This window comes from Brevibacillus sp. HB1.4B, from assembly GCF_013284285.1.
Classification (GTDB): domain Bacteria; phylum Bacillota; class Bacilli; order Brevibacillales; family Brevibacillaceae; genus Brevibacillus; species Brevibacillus porteri.
In genome coordinates, this window is record NZ_JABSUT010000018.1 from 14,471 (window position 1) to 38,804 (window position 24,334).

General features: G+C 48.2%; 27 protein-coding genes. 7 read left to right on the forward strand and 20 right to left on the reverse strand.

Going from position 1 to position 24,334, the window contains the following annotated elements; genetic code table 11:
• Position 1: 1 nt before the first annotated feature.
• Positions 2-967, reverse strand: coding sequence for a helix-turn-helix transcriptional regulator (locus HP398_RS28840; RefSeq protein WP_173624328.1), 966 nt, complete (start codon positions 965-967; stop codon positions 2-4).
• 69 nt (positions 968-1,036) lie between these two features.
• Positions 1,037-1,687 carry a polysaccharide deacetylase family protein gene (locus tag HP398_RS28845; protein ID WP_371736812.1) on the reverse strand — a complete coding sequence of 217 codons (651 nt, stop codon included), beginning with the start codon at positions 1,685-1,687 and terminating at the stop codon, positions 1,037-1,039.
• A gap of 245 nt (positions 1,688-1,932) precedes the next feature.
• Between HP398_RS28845 and HP398_RS31310 the strand changes: the two genes are divergently transcribed.
• Positions 1,933-3,936 (forward strand): ABC transporter ATP-binding protein, encoded by a 2,004-nt coding sequence (locus HP398_RS31310; RefSeq protein WP_173624329.1) that lies wholly within the window; start codon positions 1,933-1,935, stop codon positions 3,934-3,936.
• A gap of 53 nt (positions 3,937-3,989) precedes the next feature.
• On the opposite strand, the gene HP398_RS28855 is transcribed toward HP398_RS31310, so the two are convergent.
• Positions 3,990-6,221, reverse strand: coding sequence for a heavy metal translocating P-type ATPase (locus HP398_RS28855; RefSeq protein ID WP_173624330.1), 2,232 nt, complete (start codon positions 6,219-6,221; stop codon positions 3,990-3,992).
• Positions 6,222-6,409: 188 nt separating this feature from the next.
• The gene (locus HP398_RS28860; RefSeq protein WP_017247129.1) at positions 6,410-6,706 is read right to left on the reverse strand and encodes a hypothetical protein; all 297 of its coding nucleotides are present in this window, start codon (positions 6,704-6,706) and stop codon (positions 6,410-6,412) included.
• Between the two features lie 142 nt (positions 6,707-6,848).
• On the opposite strand from HP398_RS28860, the gene HP398_RS28865 reads away from it, so the two are divergent.
• Both HP398_RS28865 and HP398_RS28870 read left to right on the forward strand, forming a co-directional pair.
• A complete protein-coding gene (locus HP398_RS28865; protein WP_035290894.1) occupies positions 6,849-7,223 on the forward strand; it encodes an ArsR/SmtB family transcription factor in 375 nt (124 codons plus the stop codon).
• A gap of 69 nt (positions 7,224-7,292) precedes the next feature.
• Entirely contained in the window at positions 7,293-7,766 is a 474-nt protein-coding gene (locus HP398_RS28870) for a hypothetical protein (protein ID WP_173624331.1), read from the forward strand.
• Between the two features lie 67 nt (positions 7,767-7,833).
• Here the strand turns inward: HP398_RS28870 and HP398_RS28875 are convergent, their stop codons facing one another.
• From HP398_RS28875 to HP398_RS28915, 9 genes are all read right to left on the reverse strand, one after another.
• On the reverse strand, positions 7,834-8,274 hold the full coding sequence (locus HP398_RS28875) for a hypothetical protein (protein WP_173624332.1): 441 nt from the start codon (positions 8,272-8,274) through the stop codon (positions 7,834-7,836).
• A gap of 44 nt (positions 8,275-8,318) precedes the next feature.
• Positions 8,319-9,710 carry a sensor histidine kinase gene (locus HP398_RS28880; RefSeq protein ID WP_173624333.1) on the reverse strand — a complete coding sequence of 464 codons (1,392 nt, stop codon included), beginning with the start codon at positions 9,708-9,710 and terminating at the stop codon, positions 8,319-8,321.
• Positions 9,707-10,387: a response regulator transcription factor gene (locus tag HP398_RS28885; protein WP_017247126.1), complete on the reverse strand. Its 681-nt coding sequence runs from the start codon at positions 10,385-10,387 to the stop codon at positions 9,707-9,709. The genes HP398_RS28880 and HP398_RS28885 overlap by 4 nt, the downstream gene beginning before the upstream one ends.
• Before the next feature lie 280 nt (positions 10,388-10,667).
• Entirely contained in the window at positions 10,668-11,285 is a 618-nt protein-coding gene (locus HP398_RS28890) for an alpha/beta hydrolase (protein WP_173624334.1), read from the reverse strand.
• Positions 11,282-12,232 carry a ring-cleaving dioxygenase gene (locus tag HP398_RS28895; RefSeq protein ID WP_173624335.1) on the reverse strand — a complete coding sequence of 317 codons (951 nt, stop codon included), beginning with the start codon at positions 12,230-12,232 and terminating at the stop codon, positions 11,282-11,284. Before HP398_RS28895 ends, HP398_RS28890 begins: the two co-directional genes overlap by 4 nt.
• Before the next feature lie 19 nt (positions 12,233-12,251).
• On the reverse strand, positions 12,252-12,893 hold the full coding sequence (locus tag HP398_RS28900; RefSeq protein ID WP_017247123.1) for a nitroreductase family protein: 642 nt from the start codon (positions 12,891-12,893) through the stop codon (positions 12,252-12,254).
• Between the two features lie 208 nt (positions 12,894-13,101).
• Positions 13,102-13,605: a DinB family protein gene (locus tag HP398_RS28905; RefSeq protein WP_173624336.1), complete on the reverse strand. Its 504-nt coding sequence runs from the start codon at positions 13,603-13,605 to the stop codon at positions 13,102-13,104.
• A gap of 35 nt (positions 13,606-13,640) precedes the next feature.
• Positions 13,641-14,729: a saccharopine dehydrogenase family protein gene (locus HP398_RS28910; RefSeq protein WP_173624337.1), complete on the reverse strand. Its 1,089-nt coding sequence runs from the start codon at positions 14,727-14,729 to the stop codon at positions 13,641-13,643.
• Entirely contained in the window at positions 14,726-16,123 is a 1,398-nt protein-coding gene (locus HP398_RS28915) for an MFS transporter (RefSeq protein ID WP_173624338.1), read from the reverse strand. The genes HP398_RS28910 and HP398_RS28915 overlap by 4 nt, the downstream gene beginning before the upstream one ends.
• A gap of 134 nt (positions 16,124-16,257) precedes the next feature.
• Here HP398_RS28915 and HP398_RS28920 point away from each other — a divergent pair, with 134 nt between their 5' ends.
• On the forward strand, positions 16,258-17,346 hold the full coding sequence (locus tag HP398_RS28920) for a response regulator transcription factor (RefSeq protein ID WP_173624339.1): 1,089 nt from the start codon (positions 16,258-16,260) through the stop codon (positions 17,344-17,346).
• 62 nt (positions 17,347-17,408) lie between these two features.
• Here HP398_RS28920 and HP398_RS28925 read toward each other — a convergent pair whose 3' ends face one another.
• The 6 genes from HP398_RS28925 to HP398_RS28950 all read right to left on the reverse strand — a co-directional run bounded on the left by HP398_RS28925 (position 17,409) and on the right by HP398_RS28950 (position 21,273).
• A complete protein-coding gene (locus HP398_RS28925) occupies positions 17,409-17,723 on the reverse strand; it encodes a DMT family transporter (RefSeq protein WP_017247118.1) in 315 nt (104 codons plus the stop codon).
• 19 nt (positions 17,724-17,742) lie between these two features.
• Positions 17,743-18,078, reverse strand: a complete 336-nt coding sequence (locus tag HP398_RS28930) for a DMT family transporter (protein ID WP_017247117.1) — start codon at positions 18,076-18,078, stop codon at positions 17,743-17,745.
• 225 nt (positions 18,079-18,303) lie between these two features.
• Positions 18,304-18,888, reverse strand: coding sequence for a TetR/AcrR family transcriptional regulator (locus HP398_RS28935; RefSeq protein WP_017247116.1), 585 nt, complete (start codon positions 18,886-18,888; stop codon positions 18,304-18,306).
• Between the two features lie 61 nt (positions 18,889-18,949).
• The gene (locus HP398_RS28940; RefSeq protein WP_371736813.1) at positions 18,950-19,504 is read right to left on the reverse strand and encodes a GNAT family N-acetyltransferase; all 555 of its coding nucleotides are present in this window, start codon (positions 19,502-19,504) and stop codon (positions 18,950-18,952) included.
• Positions 19,505-19,523: 19 nt separating this feature from the next.
• Positions 19,524-20,630 carry a threonine aldolase family protein gene (locus HP398_RS28945; RefSeq protein WP_173624340.1) on the reverse strand — a complete coding sequence of 369 codons (1,107 nt, stop codon included), beginning with the start codon at positions 20,628-20,630 and terminating at the stop codon, positions 19,524-19,526.
• 82 nt (positions 20,631-20,712) lie between these two features.
• Positions 20,713-21,273, reverse strand: coding sequence for a bifunctional transcriptional activator/DNA repair enzyme AdaA (locus tag HP398_RS28950; RefSeq protein WP_035290891.1), 561 nt, complete (start codon positions 21,271-21,273; stop codon positions 20,713-20,715).
• Positions 21,274-21,442: 169 nt separating this feature from the next.
• Here HP398_RS28950 and HP398_RS28955 point away from each other — a divergent pair, with 169 nt between their 5' ends.
• The 3 genes from HP398_RS28955 (at position 21,443) to HP398_RS28965 (ending at position 23,896) form a co-directional block, all read left to right on the forward strand.
• Positions 21,443-22,375 carry a DNA-3-methyladenine glycosylase family protein gene (locus tag HP398_RS28955; protein WP_173624341.1) on the forward strand — a complete coding sequence of 311 codons (933 nt, stop codon included), beginning with the start codon at positions 21,443-21,445 and terminating at the stop codon, positions 22,373-22,375.
• Between the two features lie 19 nt (positions 22,376-22,394).
• On the forward strand, positions 22,395-23,513 hold the full coding sequence (locus tag HP398_RS28960) for a deoxyribonuclease IV (protein WP_173624342.1): 1,119 nt from the start codon (positions 22,395-22,397) through the stop codon (positions 23,511-23,513).
• Between the two features lie 83 nt (positions 23,514-23,596).
• Positions 23,597-23,896, forward strand: coding sequence for an Ada metal-binding domain-containing protein (locus tag HP398_RS28965; RefSeq protein WP_017247111.1), 300 nt, complete (start codon positions 23,597-23,599; stop codon positions 23,894-23,896).
• Positions 23,897-23,940: 44 nt separating this feature from the next.
• On the opposite strand, the gene HP398_RS28970 is transcribed toward HP398_RS28965, so the two are convergent.
• Entirely contained in the window at positions 23,941-24,330 is a 390-nt protein-coding gene (locus HP398_RS28970; protein ID WP_173624343.1) for a hypothetical protein, read from the reverse strand.
• Positions 24,331-24,334: the final 4 nt, after the last annotated feature.

Genomic DNA, 24,334 nt, shown 5'->3' on the forward strand with positions numbered 1-24,334 from the left:
TTCAAGTCGACTGATAAAAATGAAATAAATCGGCAGCTATAGCAGCCAAACGCTCTTTTACAAAGGCTGGCTCTTCAACTTGAATGGATTTTCCGTATGGCAAAAGATAATGAGAAAGGATCGAATGGGCCATTTGCTCATCTACTTGAAAGATCACCTGTGCCTCGTTGCGCTCGATCACCGTATGTCCGAGATACCAATGCCTGCACAAATCAGCGAGTGACTGTGGTCTTCCTTTGACCTTGATCAAAATGGTGTTGCCCTGCTTGTCTGCTTCCGGTAGTAAATTCGAGAGAAAAAAATGGCGCGCAGAAAATTCAGGAGGGCGTTGAAAGCTGGCTTCTGTACGTTGGATCTCATAGACACGATCTGCACGAAAGCTGCGAATGGTACTACGGAGATGGCAATAGGCAACGATATACCAGTTTCCCTTCCAATAAACGAGCCCGTATGGATCAATTTGACGCCTCTGTCTCGTTGTCTGGTAGGCTTTCTGATACTCCATCGAAAGGGTGTATCCATTGGCAACAGACAGCTCCAGTTCCTGTAAGGTAGATTCGAGAGAAGGATCAACAGGAGGCTGGATCACCTCGAAGCCGATACTATGTCGGTCAATCGCGTCACGCTGCTCTTCATTTGTATAACGTTTTAGCTTGGAAATGGCCCGGTGTAAATCTGCTCCGAAGGGATAACCGGCCTCTTGGGCAAAAGCCGCTGCATGAATAAGGGCTTTTTGCTCGTTGAGGTCGAAAAACAGCGGAGCTTCATTGAAATGCTGAAGTAAACTGTAGCCACCATTGTGTCCGGCATCGGAAATGATGGGTACACCGCTCGCACACAGTGAGTCGATATAGCGATAAACGGTGCGAATATTGATCTCGAGAATCTCTGCCAATTGCTTGGCTGTCATTCGCTTGCCGGTCTTCAACAGCCACAAAATGGAGAGCATATTATCGGCTTTGGACATGGACGGATTCGCTCCCCTGAAAGAAATCTTCTGATTCTACTAATTACCACAGAATTCAATCCATTTCCTCTATCTGCCCCTTCTCCTTTTCTCGACAGGACAGGTCTTTTCTCGATACGCTGTCAGTTGAAACATGGCGGAAACGGTTGAAAAGGTATATTTCTGTTCACTTAACACCTCAATGACATAGGGCAAGGCGTCCACACTCCCCTTTAGCGTGTCTTTTGTACCGCCAGCGGAATGTTGAAGCACGACTGCGCCTGGGGTAACATGTCCCAAGATGTTTCTCGCTACCTGCGGGCCGGTGAGACCTTTCCAATCCCAACTGTCTATATCCCACAAAATCATTTCGTAGTCTCTCGCTGCAAGCAGCTGGATGACCTCCTCATTCACTGCTCCATATGGCGGCCGAACTATGCGAGGACTCACTCCTACTACCTTTTCGATCTGATCCGAGGTACGTTCTACCTGCTCCTGAACAGCCAAGAGAGGTATTTTCGTAAAGTCAGGGTGATCCCAACTATGATTTCCTACAATATGACCTTCCCTTACGATCCGCTCCAGTATTTTCGGGTAGTACTTCACCATTTGTCCCACACAGAAGAAAGTTGCCTTTACCTGATAGTGGGCTAATATTTCTAACACACGAGGCGTCCACAACTGATCTGGTCCATCATCAAAAGTGAGTGCGATTTCCTTTGACTGATTGAGCTTGTTCACAAGCGCTACCCTCCCTAAAGCCAGTATTCTGCTGCATTGATGCATAGTATGACTGGGCTCTCATTTGGTAACGCTAAAAAAGCTGTATGGATATGCAACGTATAAAAAAATTTTTTAACAATAGTTAATGAATATAGTATAATGATGATAATGATTTTCATTTTCGTAAAAATTCCTACTAGAGAGATTGTTGGATATACATGGAGGGTTAATCACGGCAAAGCATGCTCGAAAGGGAGGATTATATGGAAAAAGTTTTAGAAGTAAAAGATTTGCATGTGTCATTCGATACGTATGCAGGTGAAGTCAAAGCAGTACGAGGCGTCTCCTTTGATCTGGAAAAAGGAGAAACGCTAGCAATTGTTGGTGAATCCGGTTCCGGTAAATCCGTAACCTCACAAGCACTTATGCGCCTCATTCCTTCTCCTCCTGGACGCATTCCAAAAGGACAAGTTCTCTTTGAAGGAAGAGATTTGGTTACGCTTTCCGAAAAAGAAATGCAGGATGTTCGCGGTCGCGATATCTCGATGATCTTCCAAGACCCGATGACTTCCTTGAATCCGACGATGACTATCGGTAACCAAATCATGGAGAGCTTCATCAAGCACCAAAAGCTGAACCGTGCAGATGCGCGCAGCCGTGCTATTGAACTGTTGGAAATGGTAGGGATTCCATTTGCCAAGGAACGTGTCGATCAATACCCGCACCAGTTTTCCGGTGGGATGCGCCAACGGATTGTCATTGCCATCGCACTGGCCTGCAATCCAAAAATTATCATCGCCGATGAGCCGACAACTGCTCTGGACGTATCGATTCAAGCGCAGATTTTGGAGTTGCTGAAGGAACTGCAAAAGAAGATGGGTACTTCGATCATCTTTATTACGCATGATCTCGGTGTAGTTGCTAACATGGCAGACCGTGTAGCGGTTATGTATGCAGGTAAAATTGTGGAAATCGGTAAAGTCGATGAAATTTTCTACGATCCTAAACACCCGTATACCTGGGGTCTATTAGGTTCCATGCCTAGCCTCGATGCCAGCGACGACGAGCTGATGTCCATTCCTGGATCGCCGCCTGACATGTTCAAGCCACCTGTAGGTGATGCCTTCGCGGCTCGTAACCCATTTGCGTTGAAGGTCGATCTGGAATATGAACCACCGATGTTCAAAATCTCCGACACGCACTATGCGGCAACATGGCTCCTGCATGAAATGGCACCTGACATCAAACCGCCTGCTTCGGCTGTGAGACGAAAAGTCAATTCTAATGATGCGACTGAGGCTCCAGTAAGCACCAAAAAAATGATCAACTACGAGAACCGTGAGAAGCTGGTTGAAGTCAAAGATTTGAAACAGCATTTTGACCTCGGGAATGGTCATACGCTGAAAGCTGTAGATGGTATCACCTTTGACATCTACAAAGGGGAAATTTTCGGTCTTGTGGGTGAATCCGGTTGCGGTAAATCCACTACAGGACGAACCATCCTTCGCCTGTACGATGCAACTGGCGGAGAGGTCTTGTTCAATGGGAACAGTGTACACGGAAAGAAAACACTTGAAGAAAAGAAATGGCTCAACCGCAAAATCCAAATGATCTTCCAAGACCCGTACTCGTCGTTGAATCCACGTCTGACTGTATCCGACATTATTGCAGAAGGTCTGGACATTCATCGTCTGGCGACCAAGGAAGCACGCATCGCCAAGGTGCACGAGCTGTTGGAAACCGTTGGCCTCAACCGCGAGCACGCAAACCGCTACCCGCATGAGTTCAGCGGCGGACAGCGCCAACGGATCGGGATTGCACGGGCATTGGCTGTTGATCCGGAATTCATCATTGCCGATGAACCGATCTCTGCCCTCGACGTGTCCATTCAGGCGCAGGTCATTAACCTGCTCAAGCGCCTGCAAAAAGAAAAAGGCCTGACTTATCTGTTCATCGCCCATGACCTGTCCATGGTTAAATACATCAGTGACCGCATTGGTGTGATGTACCGCGGACGTATTGTGGAGCTGGCAGAAAGTAATCGCCTGTACGAGAATCCGATTCATCCGTACACCAAATCGTTGCTCTCGGCAATTCCATTGCCAGACCCTGATTATGAGCGCAACCGTAAGCGCATCGTTTTCGATGATCAGGAATATTTGCGAGATCAAGGGGAAGAACGCGTCTTGCGTGAAATTGAGCGCGGTCACTTTGTTGCTTGCACCCAGAAAGAATTCGAAAGATACGGCGGCGGAGTCTTGGTGTAAACCTGATACAGAAAAAAGGGAGAGAGCCTCGACAGCTCATCTCCCTTTTTTATTTAGTCCTTCATTCGCAAGAGTCTCATGCTGTTTAAGATGACCAGCAATGCGGCTCCCGTGTCACTGAGCACCGCCAGCCACAAGGTTAGATAGCCTGGGAATATCAACACGAGTGCGACCAGCTTTACGATGATCGAAAACCAGATGTTTTGCTTGATAATCGCGAGTGCTTTTCTGCTGACCTTCATCGTGTGCGGCAGCTTTTCGAGATTGTCAGCCATCAATACGATATCCGCGGTTTCCATTGCCGTATCGGTACCAGCTCCACCCATGGCAATCCCCAAGTCAGCTGATGCGAGAGCAGGCGCATCGTTGATCCCGTCACCCACCATGGCGACGACCTTGCCTTCTTGTTGGAGTTTCTTAACCGCCTCTACCTTATCTTGCGGCAACAACTCTGCAAAATAACGATTTACACCCGTCTGACTCGCTACCTTTTTCGCCGTACCAGCATTGTCACCAGTCAGCATCACGATGTCTTCAATACCTGCCGCCTTGAGTTTGCCAATGGCACTAACCGTAATCTCACGAATGGTGTCGGCAACGGCAATCATCCCGATCAATTTCGTTGCGGTACCGATAACCACCAGCGTATGTCCCTCACTCTGCAACGACTCGATTTGCGTTTGCCATGCCGACAAATCGACTCCCAGCTCTTGAAACAAGGCGGGCTTCCCTGCATAAAATGTCTCGGCTCCAATGACAGCGCTCGCCCCTTTTCCGACGATCGCCTTGAAATCTTGCCCACTCTGGGAAGCGACCTGCTTTTGTTTCGCATAGGTGAGAATCGCTTGTGCAATCGGATGGGAAGAACGCTCTTCAATCGTTCTGGCGATCGACACTACTTCGTCTTCGCTTCCCTCCATCTCGATAACCGCTGCAACCTGTGGTTTCCCTTCCGTCAATGTGCCCGTTTTATCGAAGGCAATGGCGTTGATCGCCCCTGCCTTTTCCAAAAACGTACCGCCCTTGATCAGGACGCCGTTTCTCGCGGCATTTCCAATCGCAGACACAATCGCAACTGGCGTAGAAATGACCAGTGCGCACGGGCAAGCAACAACCAGCAGCTCAAGTCCTCTGTAAAACCATTCTCCCCAGGTACCGAGTCCGAATAATGGCGGGAATACGATCACGAACAAAGCAAGCACGAGCACGATTGGCGTGTAGATCGCAGCGAATTTGTCGACGAACGCCTGAGTAGGCGCTTTTTTCTCCTGCGCTTCCTCCACGAGATGAATGATTCTGGCAATCGCCGTATCCTCCACCAGCTTTGTTACCTTGATCTCCACCGCGCCGCTTTCGTTGACACTCCCTGCAAAAACGCTGTCGCCGACCAGTTTATCTACGGGAATCGATTCACCTGTAATCGGGGCCTGATTGACGCTCGATGTCCCGTGTACAATCACCCCATCCAGCGGGATTTTCTCTCCTGGCTTCACTACGATGACTTGGCCGACAGCAATGTCCTCAACTGGCTTGCGGGTAAGAGTCTCCCCTACCTTGACCCATGCCTCAGGCGGAGCCAAATCCATCAAATTGCGTATGGAGTCACGTGTTTTTTCAATCGACTTGGTTTGCAGCAAGTTTCCGATGGAAAAGAGCCAGACGACCGTCGCGCCCTCCAGCCACTCACCGATTAATGCTGCTCCAATAGCCGCAACAGACATCAATACGTTCATATCCAGTGAACCGCTTTTGATCGCGTAAAAAGCACTGCGCGCAGGTCGGTAGCCGCCACTTATGATCGACAACGCATAGAGCACAGTAACGACTAGTGGAGATACGCTTGGTGAAAGGGAGGCTAGAAAACCGAGAGCCAATAACACACCCGAAATTGTCGTCAGTACCGTCCCTGCTTGATCCGTTTTCGGTACTGCTTTGGCGGTACGTCTCGTAAGTAGCATGGCACTGTATCCAGCCTTGGCGACTTCCTTCACCACCACATCGGCTCCTAGTCCATCCGCGACGAGCTGCATTTTACCCGTGGAAAAGTTCACGTTTACCTCTTTTACGGTTGGCAACGTCTGCATATGCTTTTCCAGCGATTTGGCGCACGAACTGCAATCCATACCTGTAACGCGATAGACAACAGCCTGTGAAGAAAGAATTCCTGCGGTTTCTGTTGCCGCAGCCGCAGGCTCGAGAACCGTGAGAATTTTACCAGCATGCGTATGCTCACTGCCGCATTGATGCCCACTGCAACATTCTTCTTTTTTTCGTTCTTCTGCCATCTGTTCTCACCTTTTTCCAAGCATCTATTTTGCCCAGCTTCGAATGAAATCAATCCACAAACATTCAAACAAATATTTAATTATTATATTATCGCATCCTTCTGGTTCGTTCAAGAATTGATTTGAATATTCCGCCCATTTTTTTACAGATCGAGAATAAAAAAAGACCCCTATTACTAGGAGTCTTGTTACTTGGTACGAGCTTCTACAGGTGTTGGGGTGGTCTGCCAACGCTCCCCACAGTCCAGACATTTGCACTTGATTACTTTACGCTTTTCTAAGGCAAGACGAACGGCAAACAGAATAAATGCCCCTGACAGTCCGAGGAACAAAAAGATGACAGGAGTCCCTTTCACGGAAATGCCGATCAAGGCAAGCACTGCCAAAACCGTTACATAAATGGTTATGTATAATGGCTTATTGATCGACTCGGTGAAATCGATCTTTGCAGACCGGCACTTCGGGCACTTTGGTTGCGCACTCATGGTATTCTCTCCCCATTTCTTGGATCATGTTCATCTTACACGAAAACGAAGAGGGACACTACACTGCCATGAAAATGTCGTTTTTCCTTTTCACTTTCTCCGCGAATGTCTATAATAGTAGGACATTGTAGAGCATGAGGTGATGGTTACAGTGGATGACATCTGTGAAATCCAATGTTTTGATGAGGAAAAAGTAAATCGGTTAAAGCCGTTCGCCACAGAATCAGAAGGGGTAGCAAAAATCTTCAAGGCGTTGGCCGATGACACCCGCGCCAAAATCATTCACATCCTCTCGATGGAAGACGAGCTCTGTGTCTGTGATGTGGCTGCTATCATCGGAAGCTCGATCGCTAACACCTCCCACCATCTGCGGCTACTTCGCAACATGGGACTAGCCAAGTACCGCAAAGAAGGTAAACTCGTTTTTTACTCGTTGGATGATGACCATGTACGCCATCTCATATCTGCGGGGATTGAACACGCCAAAGAACAGAAAACCATTGTCCGAGCTACCTGATTGCTCGGGCTTTTTTGTTATAGGTCTAAGATGACTTTTTTAAGAAATAGTTAGGAGGTGTGTTCGCACATGATAAACAAGGATGCTGTAATCCATTGTTTACAGGGTATCCATAACCGAAAGTTCGTCGATCATTTTCATATTCAAGAAGACCGGCAGCCACGTTGGGAGGCTTCAGCCTACCTCTTGTCTCTCGAAAAAACAGAAGTCCCTCATCCGGTGGATGCTTTTCTACTTTTAATGGAGCGTCCCGAATACTGGGGTGAAGAGTGGGCTTGGGAAGAGATGAACGTCAAAAATAGCAACAGACTGCTTGTACTTAGTCGGGTCATTGATCCCCTCATAAGGTTTGGGGTATTCATGAAAATAGACGTAAAAAATACGCTTGGCAAACTAGATGAACTAGGTATTGAAATTGATTTTGGCTCCATTGTGACAGCTGGGTCCACTAACACGCTGATTTATGATGAGTGGAATGATTTTCTATTATTCGGTGGTAACGCACACCATTATTACGTCATTCAATGGTACACAACCGCTTAATCAGTATTTTAAACATTTGATTAACCATGAGGGGTTCCCTCGTTTTTCCGGGTAAATCCTTATAAAATCAGCCTTTTACGGATGGCTCGGTTTCTGTATGAAGACGCTTGTTGACCGCCTCTATTCCCACAAATATAAGGAAGTAACATATTGCAGCAAACACAAAAACCGTTGCCTGCGGATAAAACAAGGCAGCATGCGGATCAACACTCATTAGCCATTGAAAAAACACAGGCACATAGCCGATGACCGCATACCCGCCGAAACGCACAGCGTTTTTATTCCACCCGATCAAGTGTGATCGACTCACTAGCAAGTCCACGAATACCGACAGCCATACGAAGACAACTAGATTCAATGCCATGCTGAAGAGCACACCCAGCAAATACTCTTGTCCGAACCCATACGGCGCGCTTGGATCACGATAGATGTAGATGATCAACGCAGCATACAGACCCGTAATAAAAGCGGATATGACTGCGGCGAGTACACGCCTGCCGATATTCATGGAAATCACTCCCTTGCTTCGCTTCATTATGAATCGTTTGTCGTTCACGCAGTAGGATGCTCACCCGTCGGTAGGCTGACCGTGACCGTTGTCCCTTTGCCTATACGGCTTTGAATGTGAATGCTACCTTTTGCGACCTGCAAAATTTTTTGTACGATAGAAAGACCGAGGCCGCTTCCCGTCGCTTCCCGATTGCGTGACTTGTCTCCTTTGTAAAAACGGTCAAAGACATGCTCCTGCTCTTCTTCTGACATGCCGATCCCCGTATCCCGAATGGTCACGCCGATTCGCGTATCCTTTTGTATCGCAATAGATATAGAGCCAGCCGTTGGGGTGAATTTGATACTATTGGCAAGCAGGTTCATCCATACTTGATTGAGTAGCTGCTTGTCACCCACGATGAAAGTCTCCGGTAAAGTTAGCTCCATCACGAGCTTTTTTTGTTGCCACTGGTGCTCCAAAATTAAGAGGACTTGCCTGATCTGCTCATCCAGTCGGAAACGTGTCGGTTCGTACAGACCTGTCTCTTTGTCCAGGGAAGCGAGCGTCAACAGCTGCTTGCTCAAGGAAGACAGCCGCCTGCTCTCCTCTTCGATGATAGTCAAGTACGTCTCCTGCTGTTCACTTGTCACACCGCCGCTGCGGATAGCTTGAGAAAAGCCTTGGATCGATGTCAATGGAGACTGGATTTCATGTGAGACATTGGAGACAAACTCTTGGCGCATCTCGTCTAGTTGTTTGAGTGACTCTGTCATCCTGGCAAAATGCATAGCCAAATCGCCGATTTCGTCACGGCGTGAGATGTCCAGGTGGATGTCGTACTGCCCTTCTGCCAGCCTTTTGGTCGCATGGCTCAGCTTCTTGATCGGCTTCACCAAATAACGGGTAAATATCAAAATCAGGATCAGGCTAAGTACAAACATCGCTGCCAGCAGCAAGGCAAACATAATATGCACTTCGCCAAACTGCTGTTCAATATTTGGTCGTACAAACAGGGCGTATTTTTTCCCTTCTGCTGTAAGCGGCAAGCCAATGCTGTTTGTCAGCGTGTTTTCAAAAAATCCGGTCACAAACCAGCTGTGCTGTTCTTCTGTAATCCCTCTGTAAGTCTCACCCGCCAACACTCTTTGAACGATGGCAGGCTCTATCTGCTGATCGCGAAAAGGTGCTCCGAATTGGCTTACTGCGCCATTCTCATCCACGAGATGTAGCTGAAAATTCAAATTGGCGACATGCGTCATGAAGGCGGGCAGGTCGAGTGTGGATTTATGCTCATACAAATCGATGATTTGCTGTCCGATGCTCGTGATTTTTTGTTCATTATAAGCGCGCAAATTTCGTTGATAGTACTCATTTGCCAATAAAAATCCAAGTGTGCCGCTGATCAGTACAATTGCGACAAAGGTAAGAACTAACCGGACGTAGAGAGATTTCACTGGCCTCGTACCTCCAGCTTGTAGCCTAAGCCGCGAACAGTAGAAATGACAAAGTCATTTGTTTTCTCCGTAAATTTTTCTCGCAGCCGCTTAATATGCACATCGATGGTCCGACTATCGCTCTCGGTATCGCCGCCCCATACGAGCTCCAACAGTTGATCTCGGGTAAAGATCCGATCAGGAAAACTGGCAAGCTGGGCAAGCAGTTCAAATTCCTTTAACGGTAAATGAATCAACTCTTCTTTCACCTTCACAACATGGCTGATCCGATCGATGACGGTATCGTTTATGACGATGATTTGTTTGCTGACCATCTGATAACGACGCAGCAAGGCCTTGATGCGGTACAGCAATTCGGTAGGCTCAAATGGCTTGGTCAAATAATCATCCGTCCCCGCCAAAAAGCCTTTTTCCTTATCGCGCACCTCGCCCTTTGCCGTTAGCATGATGACAGGGAGGTCGTAAAATTCCCGTATCTCCCGGCACAGCTCCCAGCCGTTTTTGCCTGGCATCATCACATCCACGATGGCGAGCTGGACTGATTCCTGTTCCAACAGCTGCGAAGCCTCATCTCCATCCACACAAGCCAAGACATGGTATCCCTCTTTTGCTAAATAAAATCGCAATAGCTCACGTACATGTGGATCGTCATCTGCAATCAGAATCGTCAGTTTCATCAAGCTGGCCCCCTTGTTACTCCGCCTTCTGGTTTTCCTGCTTCATTATTTTGAATGATACTCACTTGTCTACCATCCTGCAAATCGTCAATGGCTTGCACCTACGTGGATCAATAGTAAAGAAGCAATATGAACAAGAGATGAATGAATACTGTTGGTTCTTGAAGACTTTTACACATCTGATTAAATCTGCGGGAAGCTGCTCTTTTCCCGGAAAAACAACTGTTTGCACACACAAAAAAGCGGCAGACATGGGCCCGCCGCTCTTGTTACTCATCGATTACTTGCGAAACATCTCTGTAAACCACGCGGCGGAAGCCTCTACTTCCTTCACCGTCAGCTGATGACCATATGAATCCCAATGCACAGTCACGTCAGCACCTGCTTCTGTCAGTAGTCGGTTCAGCCCCTCCGTCTCTTGTGCCGTACAAATCGGATCATTCGTGCCCGCTCCAATAAACACCGGAATGGCTGACATATCAGGCAGCGCTATCCCACGGCGTGGAACCATTGGATGGTAAAGAATCGCCCCTTTTAGCGGATTCGGGTAATGGAACAGGAGACTACCTGCGATATTCGCCCCGTTCGAATAGCCGACTGCCACGATATTGTCTCGCTCGATCTGATACGTAACCGCCGCCTGATCCAAAAAATCATGCAGCTCCTGCGTGCGGTAGACCAAATCCTCTTCGTCAAAAACACCCTCAGCTAAGCGTCGGAAAAATCGTGGCATGCCGTTTTCGAGAACATTCCCACGGACACTCAGAACAGAAGCGCCTGGATAAATGCGATTGGCCAGTGGCAAGAGGTCGTTTTCATCTCCACCTGTTCCATGTAGCAGCAACAGTGTTGGTGCTTCTGAATCGGTTCCTTTTCGAAAAATGTGCTTCAAATTCATGATTTATCTTCCTCCAACACTCTGACTGTAATCGGTGGCAAGCCTTGCTCAATCTGGGCGCGATGTGGCTCATACCACTCGGGGAGCATCAGTTTTTCGCCCAATGTATCAAATGGCTCATCTCGTTCAAAGCCCGGAGGATCGGTCGCAATCTCAAACAAAATCTCGCCCGGCTCGCGGAAGTAAATGGCGTTAAAGTATTGACGGTCAATAATATCTGTTGGATGAAGACCGGATTGAGCCGCGCGCTGCTGCCATTGCTGGTGATCCTGATCGTCTATAGCACGCCATGCGATGTGATGAATCGTTCCTGCGCCACCTTCTCCTCTTGGTATCGGCTCGGCATTCACGTCAATAACATTGCCCAAATCACCGTGAGCCTGGAAACGGACAAGGCCGTTTTCTTCGCCGACTCTGGTTAGTCCCATCAGTCTCTCGAGAACATCCATGGTGTGGGCTGGAGCCATACTGTACAAGATTGCTCCGCCGAAGCCTTTGATCGCCTTGTCAGCCGGCACTCCGCCAAAGGACCATTTGCTCGCTGGGCCTCCTTCACGTTCCACAATCTCCAGCTGTAAGCCGTCTCTGTCCGTAAATTGCAGATACGTTTCGTTAAAACGCTCCACGCGACGGTACTCGATTCCGAATTTTTTCAGTCGATCCTCCCAGAAGGAAAACGCCCCTACCGGAATCAAGAAAGTCGTATAGCCCACCTGTCCACCGCCCACGCGTCCGCGGCGACCAGATTCCCACGGGAAAAAGGTGATCGCTGTACCTGGACTGCCGACCTCATTCCCGAAGTACAGATGATACACTTCTGGCGCATCGAAGTTAATCGTTTTTTTCACCATGCGCAATCCGAGAAACCCTGCATAAAAATCAACGTTATTTTGAGCGCTTGTGACAAAAGCTGTGATATGGTGAATCCCTGCTGTTTGCTGTGTCATTTTGAATAGCCTCCTCTAATTATGATTTACTTGCTTGGAATGTGTTGTAGCTCACAAACTCTCCAACGGGCTTGCGGTACCCTCTCACACGCTGGCTGGATGTATCTTCTTTTCCAATCGTGATCATCAGAGCTGGCACAAAGCTGTCCGGAACCTTTGCTATCTCTTGAACGGCTGCTGGGTCGAATCCGATCATCGGGCAAGTATCCCAGCCTTTATCCTTTGCAGCGAGCATGAACAGCATTGCGGACAAATTGGCATTGCGGATCGCTTCATCGCGCTTGAACTGCTCTCCTCCAGACTCGTGCATCGCTCTGACAGAAGAATTATTGTGATCGTACTCGCGTTGATCCATGATCCCTAAATGAAGGAGACCTTCATTGATGCGCTCTACACTTTGGTACGCTTCCTTGTCTCCAAATACAAGCACAACTGCCGAAGCGGTCTTTACCTTATATTGTCTATATGCCGCTTCATATACACGCTCTTTTGCTTCTGGATCGGTGACAACTACATAGTGGGCATGCTGCAAATTGAATGCAGATGGCGCGAACTTGACCAGCGACATGATTTCATCGATCTCAGCAGGTGTTATCGTTACATCCGGTAGAAACTTGTTTGCGGATCTTCTGTTTTTTACAAGGGTAGTGAATTCACTCATGGGACTTCCTCCTCGATTTTTTCATTCATTTTTTAATATCTTAAATTAAAGATAATGATGTTTAAAAAAGCACCTTCTTGGGGAAGTAGGATGACAATGTTACAAAAATTAATATCTTGAATTTAAGATAATTATAGGACTAAAATTTTCCCTTGTCAACACCCCAAGGCCAGAAGAATGAAATCTCTTCCAGCCCCACGCACTTTTATCAGGTTTCGTACCAGTAAAGAGCATACTCGGTCATGACAGAAGGATACCCCATTTGGCGCAGCATCGCCGTTATGTTTCCACGATGATACGTTCCATGATTGACCACTTGCATGATGATTTCTGCCAAGCTCGTATCGCGTACTCTCGTGTACGAATTGTCGAGGACAATGTGGCGATCCAAATCTTCTTCTTGGCTGAGAAACACTCTGTATTGCTCGACCAGCTCGGCATACATCTGCTCTACTTCCTCCAAGCTTTTTCCCGTTAATTCCTGTTCCTTCTTCCATGCCTCATTCAATGCCGCTCGCATGTCCATGCCCTGCAAAATGTGAAGCCAGCCTTGGTCCACCATATAAATATGCTCCACCACTTTTGCTACTGTCGGGAAAACGCTTTGGACCTCCTGCTCGTAAACACCTTCCGGAAGTTCCTTCAAGCGATTGATTAACGTTTGATTCGCCCACGTGTGAAAGTCGTACATGTTTTTGGCATAGTGCGTCATGATAAAGCCCCCTCTTTAGTTCTTGGATAGCTCTATCATAGACCGGCTTCCCTGACAAATATGGTCAGTGATGCTTCCTGCTCCAGCCAAAATCTCATTTTTTCTAATGAAAATAGTTGTTCCATGTGGTGGACTCCTGGAGGAAACGCTTCTTCATACAGCGATTTTGCTACGGCAGCCGCCACCATTGCGGTCATGTTGGACTGATCGCGCCCAAAAAGCAGACACTCTACTGTCGCCTCGTTAGTTCCCCGTTTTCCCCGTGCCTCTACCTTGATGGCAAACCGATCATCCCCCATTTTCCAACGCCCAAACGCTTCCATCACGGATTCCCGTACTTTTGGTTGATGGAGTAATCGGCAAATTCCTATACTCCGAAGGGCCGCCACCCCTCTCGTCATCCCATTCAGATCAAAACAAAGTCGGGTAGATACTGTAGGGATACACAAGGTGCGTGCCAATGTCTGCTGATCAGAAAACGGAAATCGATACGCGCGCTTTTTCCCCAGCCCCGGTCCAAAATCAACGAGCTTGCCCTCTGTCATGCTCTCTACGGTTACACGCTGATGATTGTTAATCACCTCGTAGCTCGTGCACAAGTTATCGACAGTCCATTCAATCGCGGCCCTCCCATGTCGATCACCGAGACCAAGCATAATGAATATGTCCAGCTCACTCACTTGGTCCAGTAAGCGATGAGCTTCCCCCGCGAGCAGGTTGGTCAGACCTGGCGCCAGTCCTACACTGAGTACGGCAGTTCCCCTGTTCTTCGTTTCAGTTCGGCTCCCCCATTGTTCGATTTGCGTCAAAAAATGGCCATTCGCTGAAATATCGAGATAATGCGTTCCATTCCGCACACACCCTTCTACAAAAGCCGTATTCGTCTGATCCAGACACATGACCACCAGCTTTACTTTTTCCAGCATGCTTTGGTCTAACGGCTTGTGAATATCGAGCTCAAGCGGCAGCACCTGTCCATCTGCTTCTCGGCAAAATGCTTCCGCCTTCTCCAAGCTGCGTCCAGCAGCATACACCCGTCCCGGATATGCGTTACCCAAATTCTTGCAAATCGTTGCCCCTACATGACCGTACCCCCCGACTACCACAATTCGATCCTTGCTCATGCCTTCTCCACCTCTGTGCCTCTCTTTTTCTGCCACTCCAGACGTCCCGCATACCACCAGACCAACAAACCGCTCAGCCAAATCAGGCCACCTGCTTCAAAAACCGCACGATACGCATCGATCATCGGCTGCACTGCTTGATTCGATTCGCCATTCATCATGCCCAGTCCCAACGCTGCGCCGACCACCATCCCTGCATTGCGTGTCAAGGCGATCATGCCTCCGATCGCACCCGCATGCTCCAACGGGACGTAGCGCATGATGTAGCTGTTGTTGGGCGAAGCAATCAGCCCCATACCTGCCCCCACCAAAGCCAGTAGCGCGATGATTTCCACCGTTGATAATACCTCTAGCCAGATCGCCAATACGGTTATCCCTGCCCCCATCGCACCAAGACCTGCAAAAATGAGTGGCCGTGCCCGATAGCGATCCGAAGCCCAGCCACTAAAAGGACCCGTCAACGCCAGCATCAGTGGGTAAGCAGTCATCATATACCCTGCCGTCAAAGGGGAAACATGCGCTTGATCAAGTAAGTAAAACGGCATGACAACCAGTACGAGATTCGCGAGCACAAACGAAGTAAAGCTAATAAACAATCCACTGGACACAGCTGATAGGCGAAAGACCGCCACGGGCAAAAACGGCACGGACTGTCGCCGCTCCCACCAGACAAACGCCCCTGCCAAGACGAGTACACATCCAAAAAGAATGAGCATCCCTTGTGAATCCCAGCCCCACCCGTTTCCATTGGAGATCGCCATAATGACTGAGCTGACCAGTAGCATGAACAGACCTGCCCCAACGAGATCTAGTGAACGGGCCTTCTTCGCCTGCTTATGAGAAGGAATGTAACGAAAAGCCAGCCCCGTAGCCAAGATAGCGACAGGAACATGAATGAGGAACAACCACTCCCATCTCAACCACGACGCGATCATCCCACCTGCAATCGGTCCAGTCATGCCACCAAGCGCAACAGCTGTGCTCATGATCCCCATTGCCCTTCCCCGCATTTCTTTTGGGAGCAACATCGCAATGAGCGCGATATTGGTAGCCTGGAACATAGCCGCTCCGACGGCTTGCACGATTCGAAGCATCAACAGCATCGTAATCGTCGTCGAAAATGCCACCAAGACAGAGCTTACCGTGAACAGCAGGAAGCCGTAATTGTGCAGCACACGATGCCCGTATCGATCTCCCAGCTTGCCCATGAAAGGAAGAAGAGACGCAATGACAAGCAAATATCCCGTTGTAATCCATTGTGCGATCGCCAGCTCCGTCTGGAAAATGGATGTGAACTGAGGGAGCGATACATTGACAATCCCCGCCGTAAAATGAGACAAGAATGCACCCAGACAAATCGCGATCATCATGAAAAAGCGCTGCCGCTGGCTCATATGGTCTTTCCAACTCCTCGCGTATCTTGTAAATTTAGACTAAGAATTATTCTCAATTATAAAGAGGAACGAGGAGAGCACCATCCCACAAAGATGGGATTTTCCTTTGCCAATAGACGTACAGGAGAATACAGATGAGCACAAATCGGGAAGCGAGCAAACGAAAAGTGATGGCACTAGCTGAACGCTTTTCTCACTCTTCACAAGACTATCGGACAGCGCTCTTGCAGCTATTGCGGGAGTTCGTCCCTTTTGACGGGGCCTGCTGTACAGCCGTTGATCCGCAAACGCTATTATCCACCGGAGCCATTACGGAAGACGGGGTGGAAGCCATTCATCATGGCATTTTTGAGCATGAATACTTGCTCGAGGACTTCAATCGATATGATCATCTGTGCAAAGCGGCTGAGCCTGTCGCTACGTTGAGTCAAGCGACCGATGGCCAGCTTGCACGCAGTGACCGCTATCGCAATGTTCTGCTCCCCGCCGGTTTTCATGATGAGATGCGTGCTGCCCTTAAGTACGACGGTGCATGCTGGGGCTATTTAACGTTGTTTCGTTCGCAGGGGCATCCCTTTTTTTCTGAGCAGGAGCGTGAATGTATTTTGGCTTTGGCGCCGCTGATTGGGTATCAGTTGCGAAAGACGAGTCTGTCCTTACCCGCTGAGGAAAATACGTGGATAGAAGAAGAGATGGGAATATTGATGCTGTCGGATCAGTTCACCTTACTCGCTGCCAATCCCACAGCGGAAAAATGGCTGACCTTGCTGCGCCAATGGGAGTCGATTAATCGCGATACCTTGCCCCGACCAGTGCGAGCGGTTTGTTCGCGGGCACTCTCCCAGCTGACAGAATCAGGTCACAAGACATCCATGGCAAAAGTCTGCATTCGCATGCCAGATGGCCCTTACATGACGATTCAGGCAAGCCCGATGAACACCCAAAGCAGCACGGTGCACCTGGCTGTATTGTTCGGTCCCGCAAAACCTGCTGACATGCTGCCGCTCATCGCCGAATCATACGGATTGTCTGTACGGGAGAAGCAAATACTCGACCAGATTGTCCGCGGCGCTTCCACGAAGGAGCTCGCACGCACACTGCACATCTCCGCTTATACGGTTCAGGATCATTTGAAGTCCATCTTCGTAAAAACTGGGGTATCCAGCAGACGAGAGCTGATCTGGCAATTGTTTACCCGATTTGGCGTACAGGCGAACCAGTGAAACCATAGCGAAAAGCCCCCTTCTTACAGCACACGCTGCTAGAAAGGGGCTTTTCGCTATCACTATGCGATGAACTTCAAACCAACAATACTGATGACAATCCCTGTCATGAACAGAATCCGCTTCCTGTCCCTCGACTCTTTGAAAAACAACATCCCTACCAGCACGCTTCCTGCTGAGCCAATTCCCGTCCATACAGCATAAGCTGTTCCGACCGGGAGCGTCTGTACAGCGGACGAGAGCAGATAAAAGCTAATACTTGCGAAGATCAAACAAGCAACCGTTGGCTTCCATTTTGTAAATCCTTCGGTCAATTTTAACGAAATCACTCCACCAATTTCTGCAAAACCAGCGATAATCAACATCGCCCATGCCATACTGTCCACCTCCAAGTTGTTATGCGTTCTCTTCTTCTGGCTTGCTCGACAGCTTCAATCCGATAATGCACGTGAGCAGCAACAGGATAAAAAAGATTTTCAAGAAAGAGACATCCTCACCCAAAAACGTAAATCCAACGACGGCCGTTCCCGCTGCACCAATCCCTGTGAAAATCGCATACGCAGTTCCGACTGGAATTCGTTTCATGGCCTGAGCAAAAAAGTAGAAGCTGGTAACGATCAATAGAACCGTGACGACACTCACTACGGGCTTCGTGAATCCATCCGAGAACTTCAGTCCCAATGCCCAAGCAATTTCGATCATTCCGCCAATGATTAAATAAAACCATGCCATGGTGATCACCTCTTCGTTGTTCTTGTTGTGTTAACAATGAATGAACGTCAGTCATTTTGTACCAAATAAAAAAACCTCTATCGAGGCATTCCTATGGAGGAGCGACCGCGCTTTAGCGGAAAGTTTTTATGCGCTCCAGAAAGTTTATGCAAAGTCGCTTTTACACGCTGGTACATAAACTTTCTTACACGTAAAAAAAAGAATTGGATATGCTCCAATACTTCTTTATTGGATACCTAGTGATCTTTTGCAAAAACGCAGGATTTCCGCTTTATATTCATCTGGTGCTACGTTCTTCTGATCGCTACTGTAATAGCGTTCCGCTGTATTCTCGACAAGCGTAATAATAATTTTGGCCGTCCATTTCACATCAATATCTTTCAAGATGGCGTTATCACTGATTGCTTGCACGAGGACGCCTTCCATCCACTCATAAAAAGGCTTATAGATCGTTCCCCATGTCTCCAATGAATTATCAAGTGCAAATCCGGAATAGCAAAGGATGATGACATCCCTGTATTCATCGGTAAAGGAAAAGGTCTCATCGACCAACACTTCGAGAACGCTCTCGATATCACTTTTTCCCTTCAGCTTATCATTGATCCGCTGGAAGGTAATCGTCAGCAGATTATCAGCAATCGCTGGAACCAGAGCCATCTTGGATGAGAAGTACAGGTAAAACGTCCCTTGGGCAATCCCTGCTTTTTTTACGATATCGGATATGGACGTCTTATCCAGTCCTTTTTCCGATATGATCTCGATAGCCGCGTTGAGGATTTTGGAATATTTATCGTCTTTGCTGACCGCCAAGTAACTTCCCTCCTTTTAAGCGAACGATTACAACTGACTGACTGTCATTCACTTTATCAACTCATTTTGAAACTGTCAAATCGAGATGAAAAATCAGCTCCTCGCCATATTCTCCCGCAAACCTTAATCCTTGATCTACAAAACCCGCCTTTTTATACAGTTGGATTGCTGGGGTATTTGTATGATGAACCGTCAACACACTTTCATCCCGCATCGGGTAATACTCTCGTGCGATGTCAGGCAAGCTCTGTAAAGCTTTCAAAGCGTAGCCCTTTTTTTGATGACGGGAATCGATCGAGAACGATTTAAAAATAATCGCCTGTTCATTTGGTGTGTAGGGATTGCCTGTCTGTGGTGTGAATAAGGCAAAACAGCCGATTAAATGACCTTGGTCAAAAATCACATAGGGCTGCTGATCAGAATTGTTTTGAGATACTTCGATGATATCGACTGGCATAGACGTGTAGATCGCTTGTTCTAGCGGCAAATCGTACGCCATGATCCAAGGGTAGTCGCTTTTCTTGTACGGTCTGATGATGAACATAATGCTCCCTTTCTCTTCTTTCGGAACATACTGTGGCAGCCCGGTATGAATCTGTAAGCACCAGTCTGCCACCGCCCCGAAATGGATTCATTTACTCGGCTTTTGATTTCTGTTCCCCTATTTTTTGATTCAGCTTTTCGAATGCCAATGCTAGCTCTTCTTTCGGGATCATCGCATACCGATCGCCAATACTTACCTCATAGGAGCTAGAAGATTCGTCTTTCTGTCTTACATAATGCGTGAAGCCAATCCCTGTCTCTTCACTAAGTGAGACCATGATACGCTCGAGCTCTTCTTGCGGCAAATCTGCGTGCACATGAAACATGTTGGACACAGGCACGGCCGGTCTCGTAGATATCCCCTGGCATTGGTTGTACAATCTCGCCAGCTCTTTTGCATGCTCGTAATATTGATTGAATTTATGTTTTCTTTGCTCAAAATGGTATTCTGACGTAACAATGTACGGGTACAAACTAATCAGATCCCCACCATGGCGTCTTTTCCATACCTTCGATTGCTTCGTGAAATCTTCATCCCCAGCCAGGATCGCTCCGGCAATTCCGCCTATCCCTTTGTAAAAGGAAACGTACACGCTATCAAACAATGCGCATACCTCATCGGCTGATTTCTGGTAATACGGCAGGATTTCCAAAAGCCGGGCACCATCTAGATGCAACCGAACTCCTTTTTCCCGACAATACTGGGAGATCGCCTCCAAATCCTCATACGAGGGCAGCTGTCCGCCAATCTCACGCTGTGGCAATTCCAGCAACAGGCACGCGATATCGTTGTCCATGCCGAGAACATCGTCCAGTTCAATCACTCTGTCTTTATCCGCCAGCAAGACCGCCTCAATCTGATGCAGCTCCTTGAGCCCATCTTCCTCGTGAATCTCCAAGTGGCAGAGCGGATGATAGGCGACCTTTTTGATTCCCTTCTCATCGCACCAGATGCGTAACGCGATTTGTTGGGCCATCGTACCGCTGGGAAAGAACACGGCAGACTCTTTGCCCAAATATTCGGCCATCTTGCTCTCGAAATTCTCGATGAGTTCGCCTGTTCCGTACATATCACCCTCTACATTCCCATCCACTCTGGACAGGACCTGCTGCAATTGATGGAGGTCTCTCTTGCTGTGCCCGGCGATTTGATAAGTGGTCTTTTTAAATACTTCTCGCAAGGTTTTCATATCGCTCATTTTGGCAGTGCTCCTTTTTCTTTCTCATCTTCAAAGCTTCTTACTTCTAAAGATATTACATTTCACGAGCAGCTTATGTCGTTTATTGTTTGACGCACTGTTGGCGATATTCACTCGGGGTCTTGCCCGTCATTTTTTTAAACAACGTGATAAAATACGGTGTATTCGGCATTCCTACCAATTGCGCAACATCCGCGATCTGGTTGTTCGAATGAACCAGCAGCTCTCGCGCCCTGTCTATCCGCTTTTTCTGGATGTACTCCACGGGCGTCATTGACATGAGTCGCTTAAATGTTCGCTGCAAATGAAACGGACTGCCATGGCACATATCCGCCAAATGCTCCAACGTCAGCTTTTCGTTATAATGAGAATCAATATACTGTGTAATTTGTGCCACCCACTCACGATCAGGCAACCTCTCTCCCGTGGGCTTGCATCGTTTACATGGGCGAAATTCTTCCCGCATAGCTTGGCTTGCATTTTGGAAAACTCGCACGTTCTCCCTCTTCGGCGGCTTTGACTTGCACGACGGTCTACAAAAGATCTTCGTCGTTTTTACCGCATAAAAAAATTGATCATCGTAAGACACATCGTTATGAATAATGGCCTGCCATCGCTCATCGGTTACCCGTTCCTCCAACACATGTCATCTCCTTTGCCATAGCCGTTATCGAATCGCTTGCTCTTATTGACAGTATACCCCTACGCTACGTGATCCGTACTGCTAGAAAATTAAAATAGCAAGATAACGAAATGACAGTATCGCTTTTCTTGTTATAAAACTAGAAGGAAGTCAGACAGGAGGTTTTCGCATGACAAGCGGTCTATCACACGAGGCTTGGGTCGATAATAGAGAAGAAATAATCTTGTCCGTACCTACGGAATTCAGTTTTTCGCAAAATCTTCACTACTTGTCCAGAGCATCCAACGAATGCATGTTTCACATTCAAAACGGGCGCCTCTACAAAGCCATCCCGATTGAACAAGATCCACAAGTGGTCGAAATTCACGCAGATAACGATCAAAGATTGACTGTGCGTTTTCTCAGCCCTTCGCTTCCCACTGAAACAGTCCGGATGGAGGTAGCACGCTATGTTCGCGATTGGTTCGATCTCGATCGAAATCTGGTTCCGTTTTATGAGCTTGCCGCAGGGGATGCTCTTCTACAGCAGGCTGTTGAAAAGTTCTACGGGCTGCGGACCATGGGTATTCCCGACCTGTTTGAAGCGCTCAGTTGGGGTATCATTGGACAGCAAATTAACCTGACCTATGCGTACACGCTTAAACGACGGTTGGTAGAGACATTCGGAAGACGGGTAGAGTTCGAAGGACAGACGTATTGGCTTTTTCCCACAGCGGAAAAAATCGCCGGATTATCCGTCGCTGATCTGGATGGATTGCGCATGACGACCAAGAAATGCGAGTATTTGATTGACGTCGCACAACTCATCGTTGAAGGGAAACTATCGAAAGAGCTATTATGGGACGGAGGAGATTATCAAACCGCGGAGAAACGTTTGACCAGTATTCGCGGGATTGGACCGTGGACGGCCAACTATGTGCTCATGCGCTGTCTGCGAATTCCCTCTGCTTTTCCCATTGATGATGTCGGCCTGCACAATGCAATCAAATTTTTACTCGGCAACGAAAAAAAGCCGACAAAAGCAGAAATACGAGAGCTGTCCAAGGCTTGGACGAATTGGGAGTCGTACGCTACTTTTTATTTATGGCGTTTTCTTTATTAATCAAAGGAGGTTCTATCCTATGCTAAAAATAGGTTCGCACGTATCATTCTCCGGTAAGGGACTGCTGAATGCCGCCGAAGAAGCTGCCACCTACGGCTCGAGTACCTTTATGATCTACACGGGTGCACCGCAAAACACCCGCCGCAAGCCGATCGAGGACCAGTACATTACGGAAGGCAAAGAAGTAATGGCGAAGCAGGGCGTGGATGAGATTGTGGTACATGCCCCGTACATTATTAACTTGGGCTCTTACAAGGACGATACCTATGAGCTCGCTGTCCGCTTTCTGCAAGAAGAGATTCGCCGGACCGACTACATTGGCGTCAAAAATATCGTGCTGCACCCTGGCGCGTACACAGACAAGGATGCAGAATACGGCATCGCCCGAATCGCAGAAGGCTTGAATGAAGTTCTGACAGGCATCAAAGACACCAACGTGAAAATCGCGTTGGAGACGATGGCGGGTAAAGGAACGGAAATCGGTCGCAGCTTTGAGGAAATCGCGGCCATCATCGAGAAAGTAGAAGACAACAGCAGGCTGACCGTCTGCATGGATACTTGCCATATTCACGATGCTGGCTACGATATCGTCAACGACTTCGATGGCGTCTTGGAACAGTTTGACCGGACAATCGGCTTGGACCGTCTCGCCGTCGTTCACTTGAATGACAGCAAAAACTTCCGCGGGGCAGGCAAAGACCGCCATGCGCCAATCGGTGCGGGACTCATCGGCTTTGATGCGATGAACTACATCGTGAACCACGAGAAAATCCGCCACCTGCCGCTTGTACTGGAGACACCTTGGATCAGCAAGGAGAAAGGCAACGAGCGTCCGATGTACGAAGCAGAAATCGCCCTCCTGCGCGGGGAAGTGGACAAGCGCTTCGGCAATGAATTCATGGACCATGTGGAGCGCCTCGATTTCTTTTTCCGCAAACAAGATATCACCAGACGCGAGTATGTGATTGGGATTTGGGAGTTGCTCAAAAACGACGCGAAGGCAAAGAAAGCCGATGGCCGCGAGCCGATGGAGCGTCTGTACGATATGGTGAAGGAAGCGAGATTGTTCCCTGAGCTTACCGAGGAGCAGATCAACCACCGCTTGAGTGCCTACTTCGCGATTCCAGCATTCTCGTAATGTCAAAGCGCTTGATGTAGGCTGACTGTGGCTTCCTCCTGTTGGAGTGAACCCGACACACGTACCGATAGAGGGGGAGCCATATGCCTACGCCAAAAAAGCCAGCACCTCAAGATGCTGACTCTGCCAAAACATACACCCTGCTCGGAGCTGATCGCTCTTTTTATCAAAGTGATACTCCGGGTACATTAGGAGGGTATCGACCAGGCAGGATATATGGCCGACTGGATTGTCCCTCTGCCATCAGAGCCATTACGCGAGGCGGTTATGTGCGCCATCGCGTATTTTTTGCGGATGAAGCAACCGCTATTGCTGCGGGATATCGGCCTTGTGCAGTTTGTTTACGAGAGAAATATTTGTTGTGGAAAGTGATGCGTGCGTAGATCAATGCGTCCTGCCATTCCGTTCATTTTGCCTCATGGTATCTCTATAGAACACCTGCGGGGATTCGAAAGAGTACATAGTTGCCCGTCCACATTTGTGACGTGATAATCAGCTTCTCTTTCCTCCGTTCAAAAAAGTATCCGGCCCCTTCTTGCTGGATAAAGGTCCAGCCTTTTTCTGTCACTGCTCGTATCATCGCTTCTGCCGCTGATGCTTGATTCGCTTGCGGCCCATACCAATCGACGTTTTCCTCCGTCGTCAATTTGACGATGGTTCCCGTGTTTTCGCCCAACAGCTCTGTCACTTCTCTTTTGGACTTGGAATCGAATGGTAATGCAGGATACCAGATCAGGGAAACATACGCGATCATGATGAAACAAAAGCCCAAGAAGAATAGGAGGAACAGAACTTTCGCTCTCTTGTTTATGCCCATGCAA

Coding starts and splice junctions, on each gene's coding strand:
- HP398_RS28840 (WP_173624328.1), bottom strand. CDS start 967: ATGTCCAAAGCCGATAATATGCTCTCCATTTTGTGGCTGTTGAAGACC.
- HP398_RS31310 (WP_173624329.1), top strand. CDS start 1,933: ATGGAAAAAGTTTTAGAAGTAAAAGATTTGCATGTGTCATTCGATACG.
- HP398_RS28855 (WP_173624330.1), bottom strand. CDS start 6,221: ATGGCAGAAGAACGAAAAAAAGAAGAATGTTGCAGTGGGCATCAATGC.
- HP398_RS28860 (WP_017247129.1), bottom strand. CDS start 6,706: ATGAGTGCGCAACCAAAGTGCCCGAAGTGCCGGTCTGCAAAGATCGAT.
- HP398_RS28865 (WP_035290894.1), top strand. CDS start 6,849: ATGGTTACAGTGGATGACATCTGTGAAATCCAATGTTTTGATGAGGAA.
- HP398_RS28870 (WP_173624331.1), top strand. CDS start 7,293: ATGATAAACAAGGATGCTGTAATCCATTGTTTACAGGGTATCCATAAC.
- HP398_RS28875 (WP_173624332.1), bottom strand. CDS start 8,274: ATGAATATCGGCAGGCGTGTACTCGCCGCAGTCATATCCGCTTTTATT.
- HP398_RS28885 (WP_017247126.1), bottom strand. CDS start 10,387: ATGAAACTGACGATTCTGATTGCAGATGACGATCCACATGTACGTGAG.
- HP398_RS28890 (WP_173624334.1), bottom strand. CDS start 11,285: ATGAATTTGAAGCACATTTTTCGAAAAGGAACCGATTCAGAAGCACCA.
- HP398_RS28895 (WP_173624335.1), bottom strand. CDS start 12,232: ATGACACAGCAAACAGCAGGGATTCACCATATCACAGCTTTTGTCACA.
- HP398_RS28900 (WP_017247123.1), bottom strand. CDS start 12,893: ATGAGTGAATTCACTACCCTTGTAAAAAACAGAAGATCCGCAAACAAG.
- HP398_RS28905 (WP_173624336.1), bottom strand. CDS start 13,605: ATGACGCACTATGCCAAAAACATGTACGACTTTCACACGTGGGCGAAT.
- HP398_RS28910 (WP_173624337.1), bottom strand. CDS start 14,729: ATGAGCAAGGATCGAATTGTGGTAGTCGGGGGGTACGGTCATGTAGGG.
- HP398_RS28915 (WP_173624338.1), bottom strand. CDS start 16,123: ATGAGCCAGCGGCAGCGCTTTTTCATGATGATCGCGATTTGTCTGGGT.
- HP398_RS28920 (WP_173624339.1), top strand. CDS start 16,258: ATGAGCACAAATCGGGAAGCGAGCAAACGAAAAGTGATGGCACTAGCT.
- HP398_RS28925 (WP_017247118.1), bottom strand. CDS start 17,723: ATGGCATGGGCGATGTTGATTATCGCTGGTTTTGCAGAAATTGGTGGA.
- HP398_RS28930 (WP_017247117.1), bottom strand. CDS start 18,078: ATGGCATGGTTTTATTTAATCATTGGCGGAATGATCGAAATTGCTTGG.
- HP398_RS28945 (WP_173624340.1), bottom strand. CDS start 20,630: ATGAGCGATATGAAAACCTTGCGAGAAGTATTTAAAAAGACCACTTAT.
- HP398_RS28955 (WP_173624341.1), top strand. CDS start 21,443: ATGACAAGCGGTCTATCACACGAGGCTTGGGTCGATAATAGAGAAGAA.
- HP398_RS28960 (WP_173624342.1), top strand. CDS start 22,395: ATGCTAAAAATAGGTTCGCACGTATCATTCTCCGGTAAGGGACTGCTG.
- HP398_RS28965 (WP_017247111.1), top strand. CDS start 23,597: ATGCCTACGCCAAAAAAGCCAGCACCTCAAGATGCTGACTCTGCCAAA.
- HP398_RS28970 (WP_173624343.1), bottom strand. CDS start 24,330: ATGGGCATAAACAAGAGAGCGAAAGTTCTGTTCCTCCTATTCTTCTTG.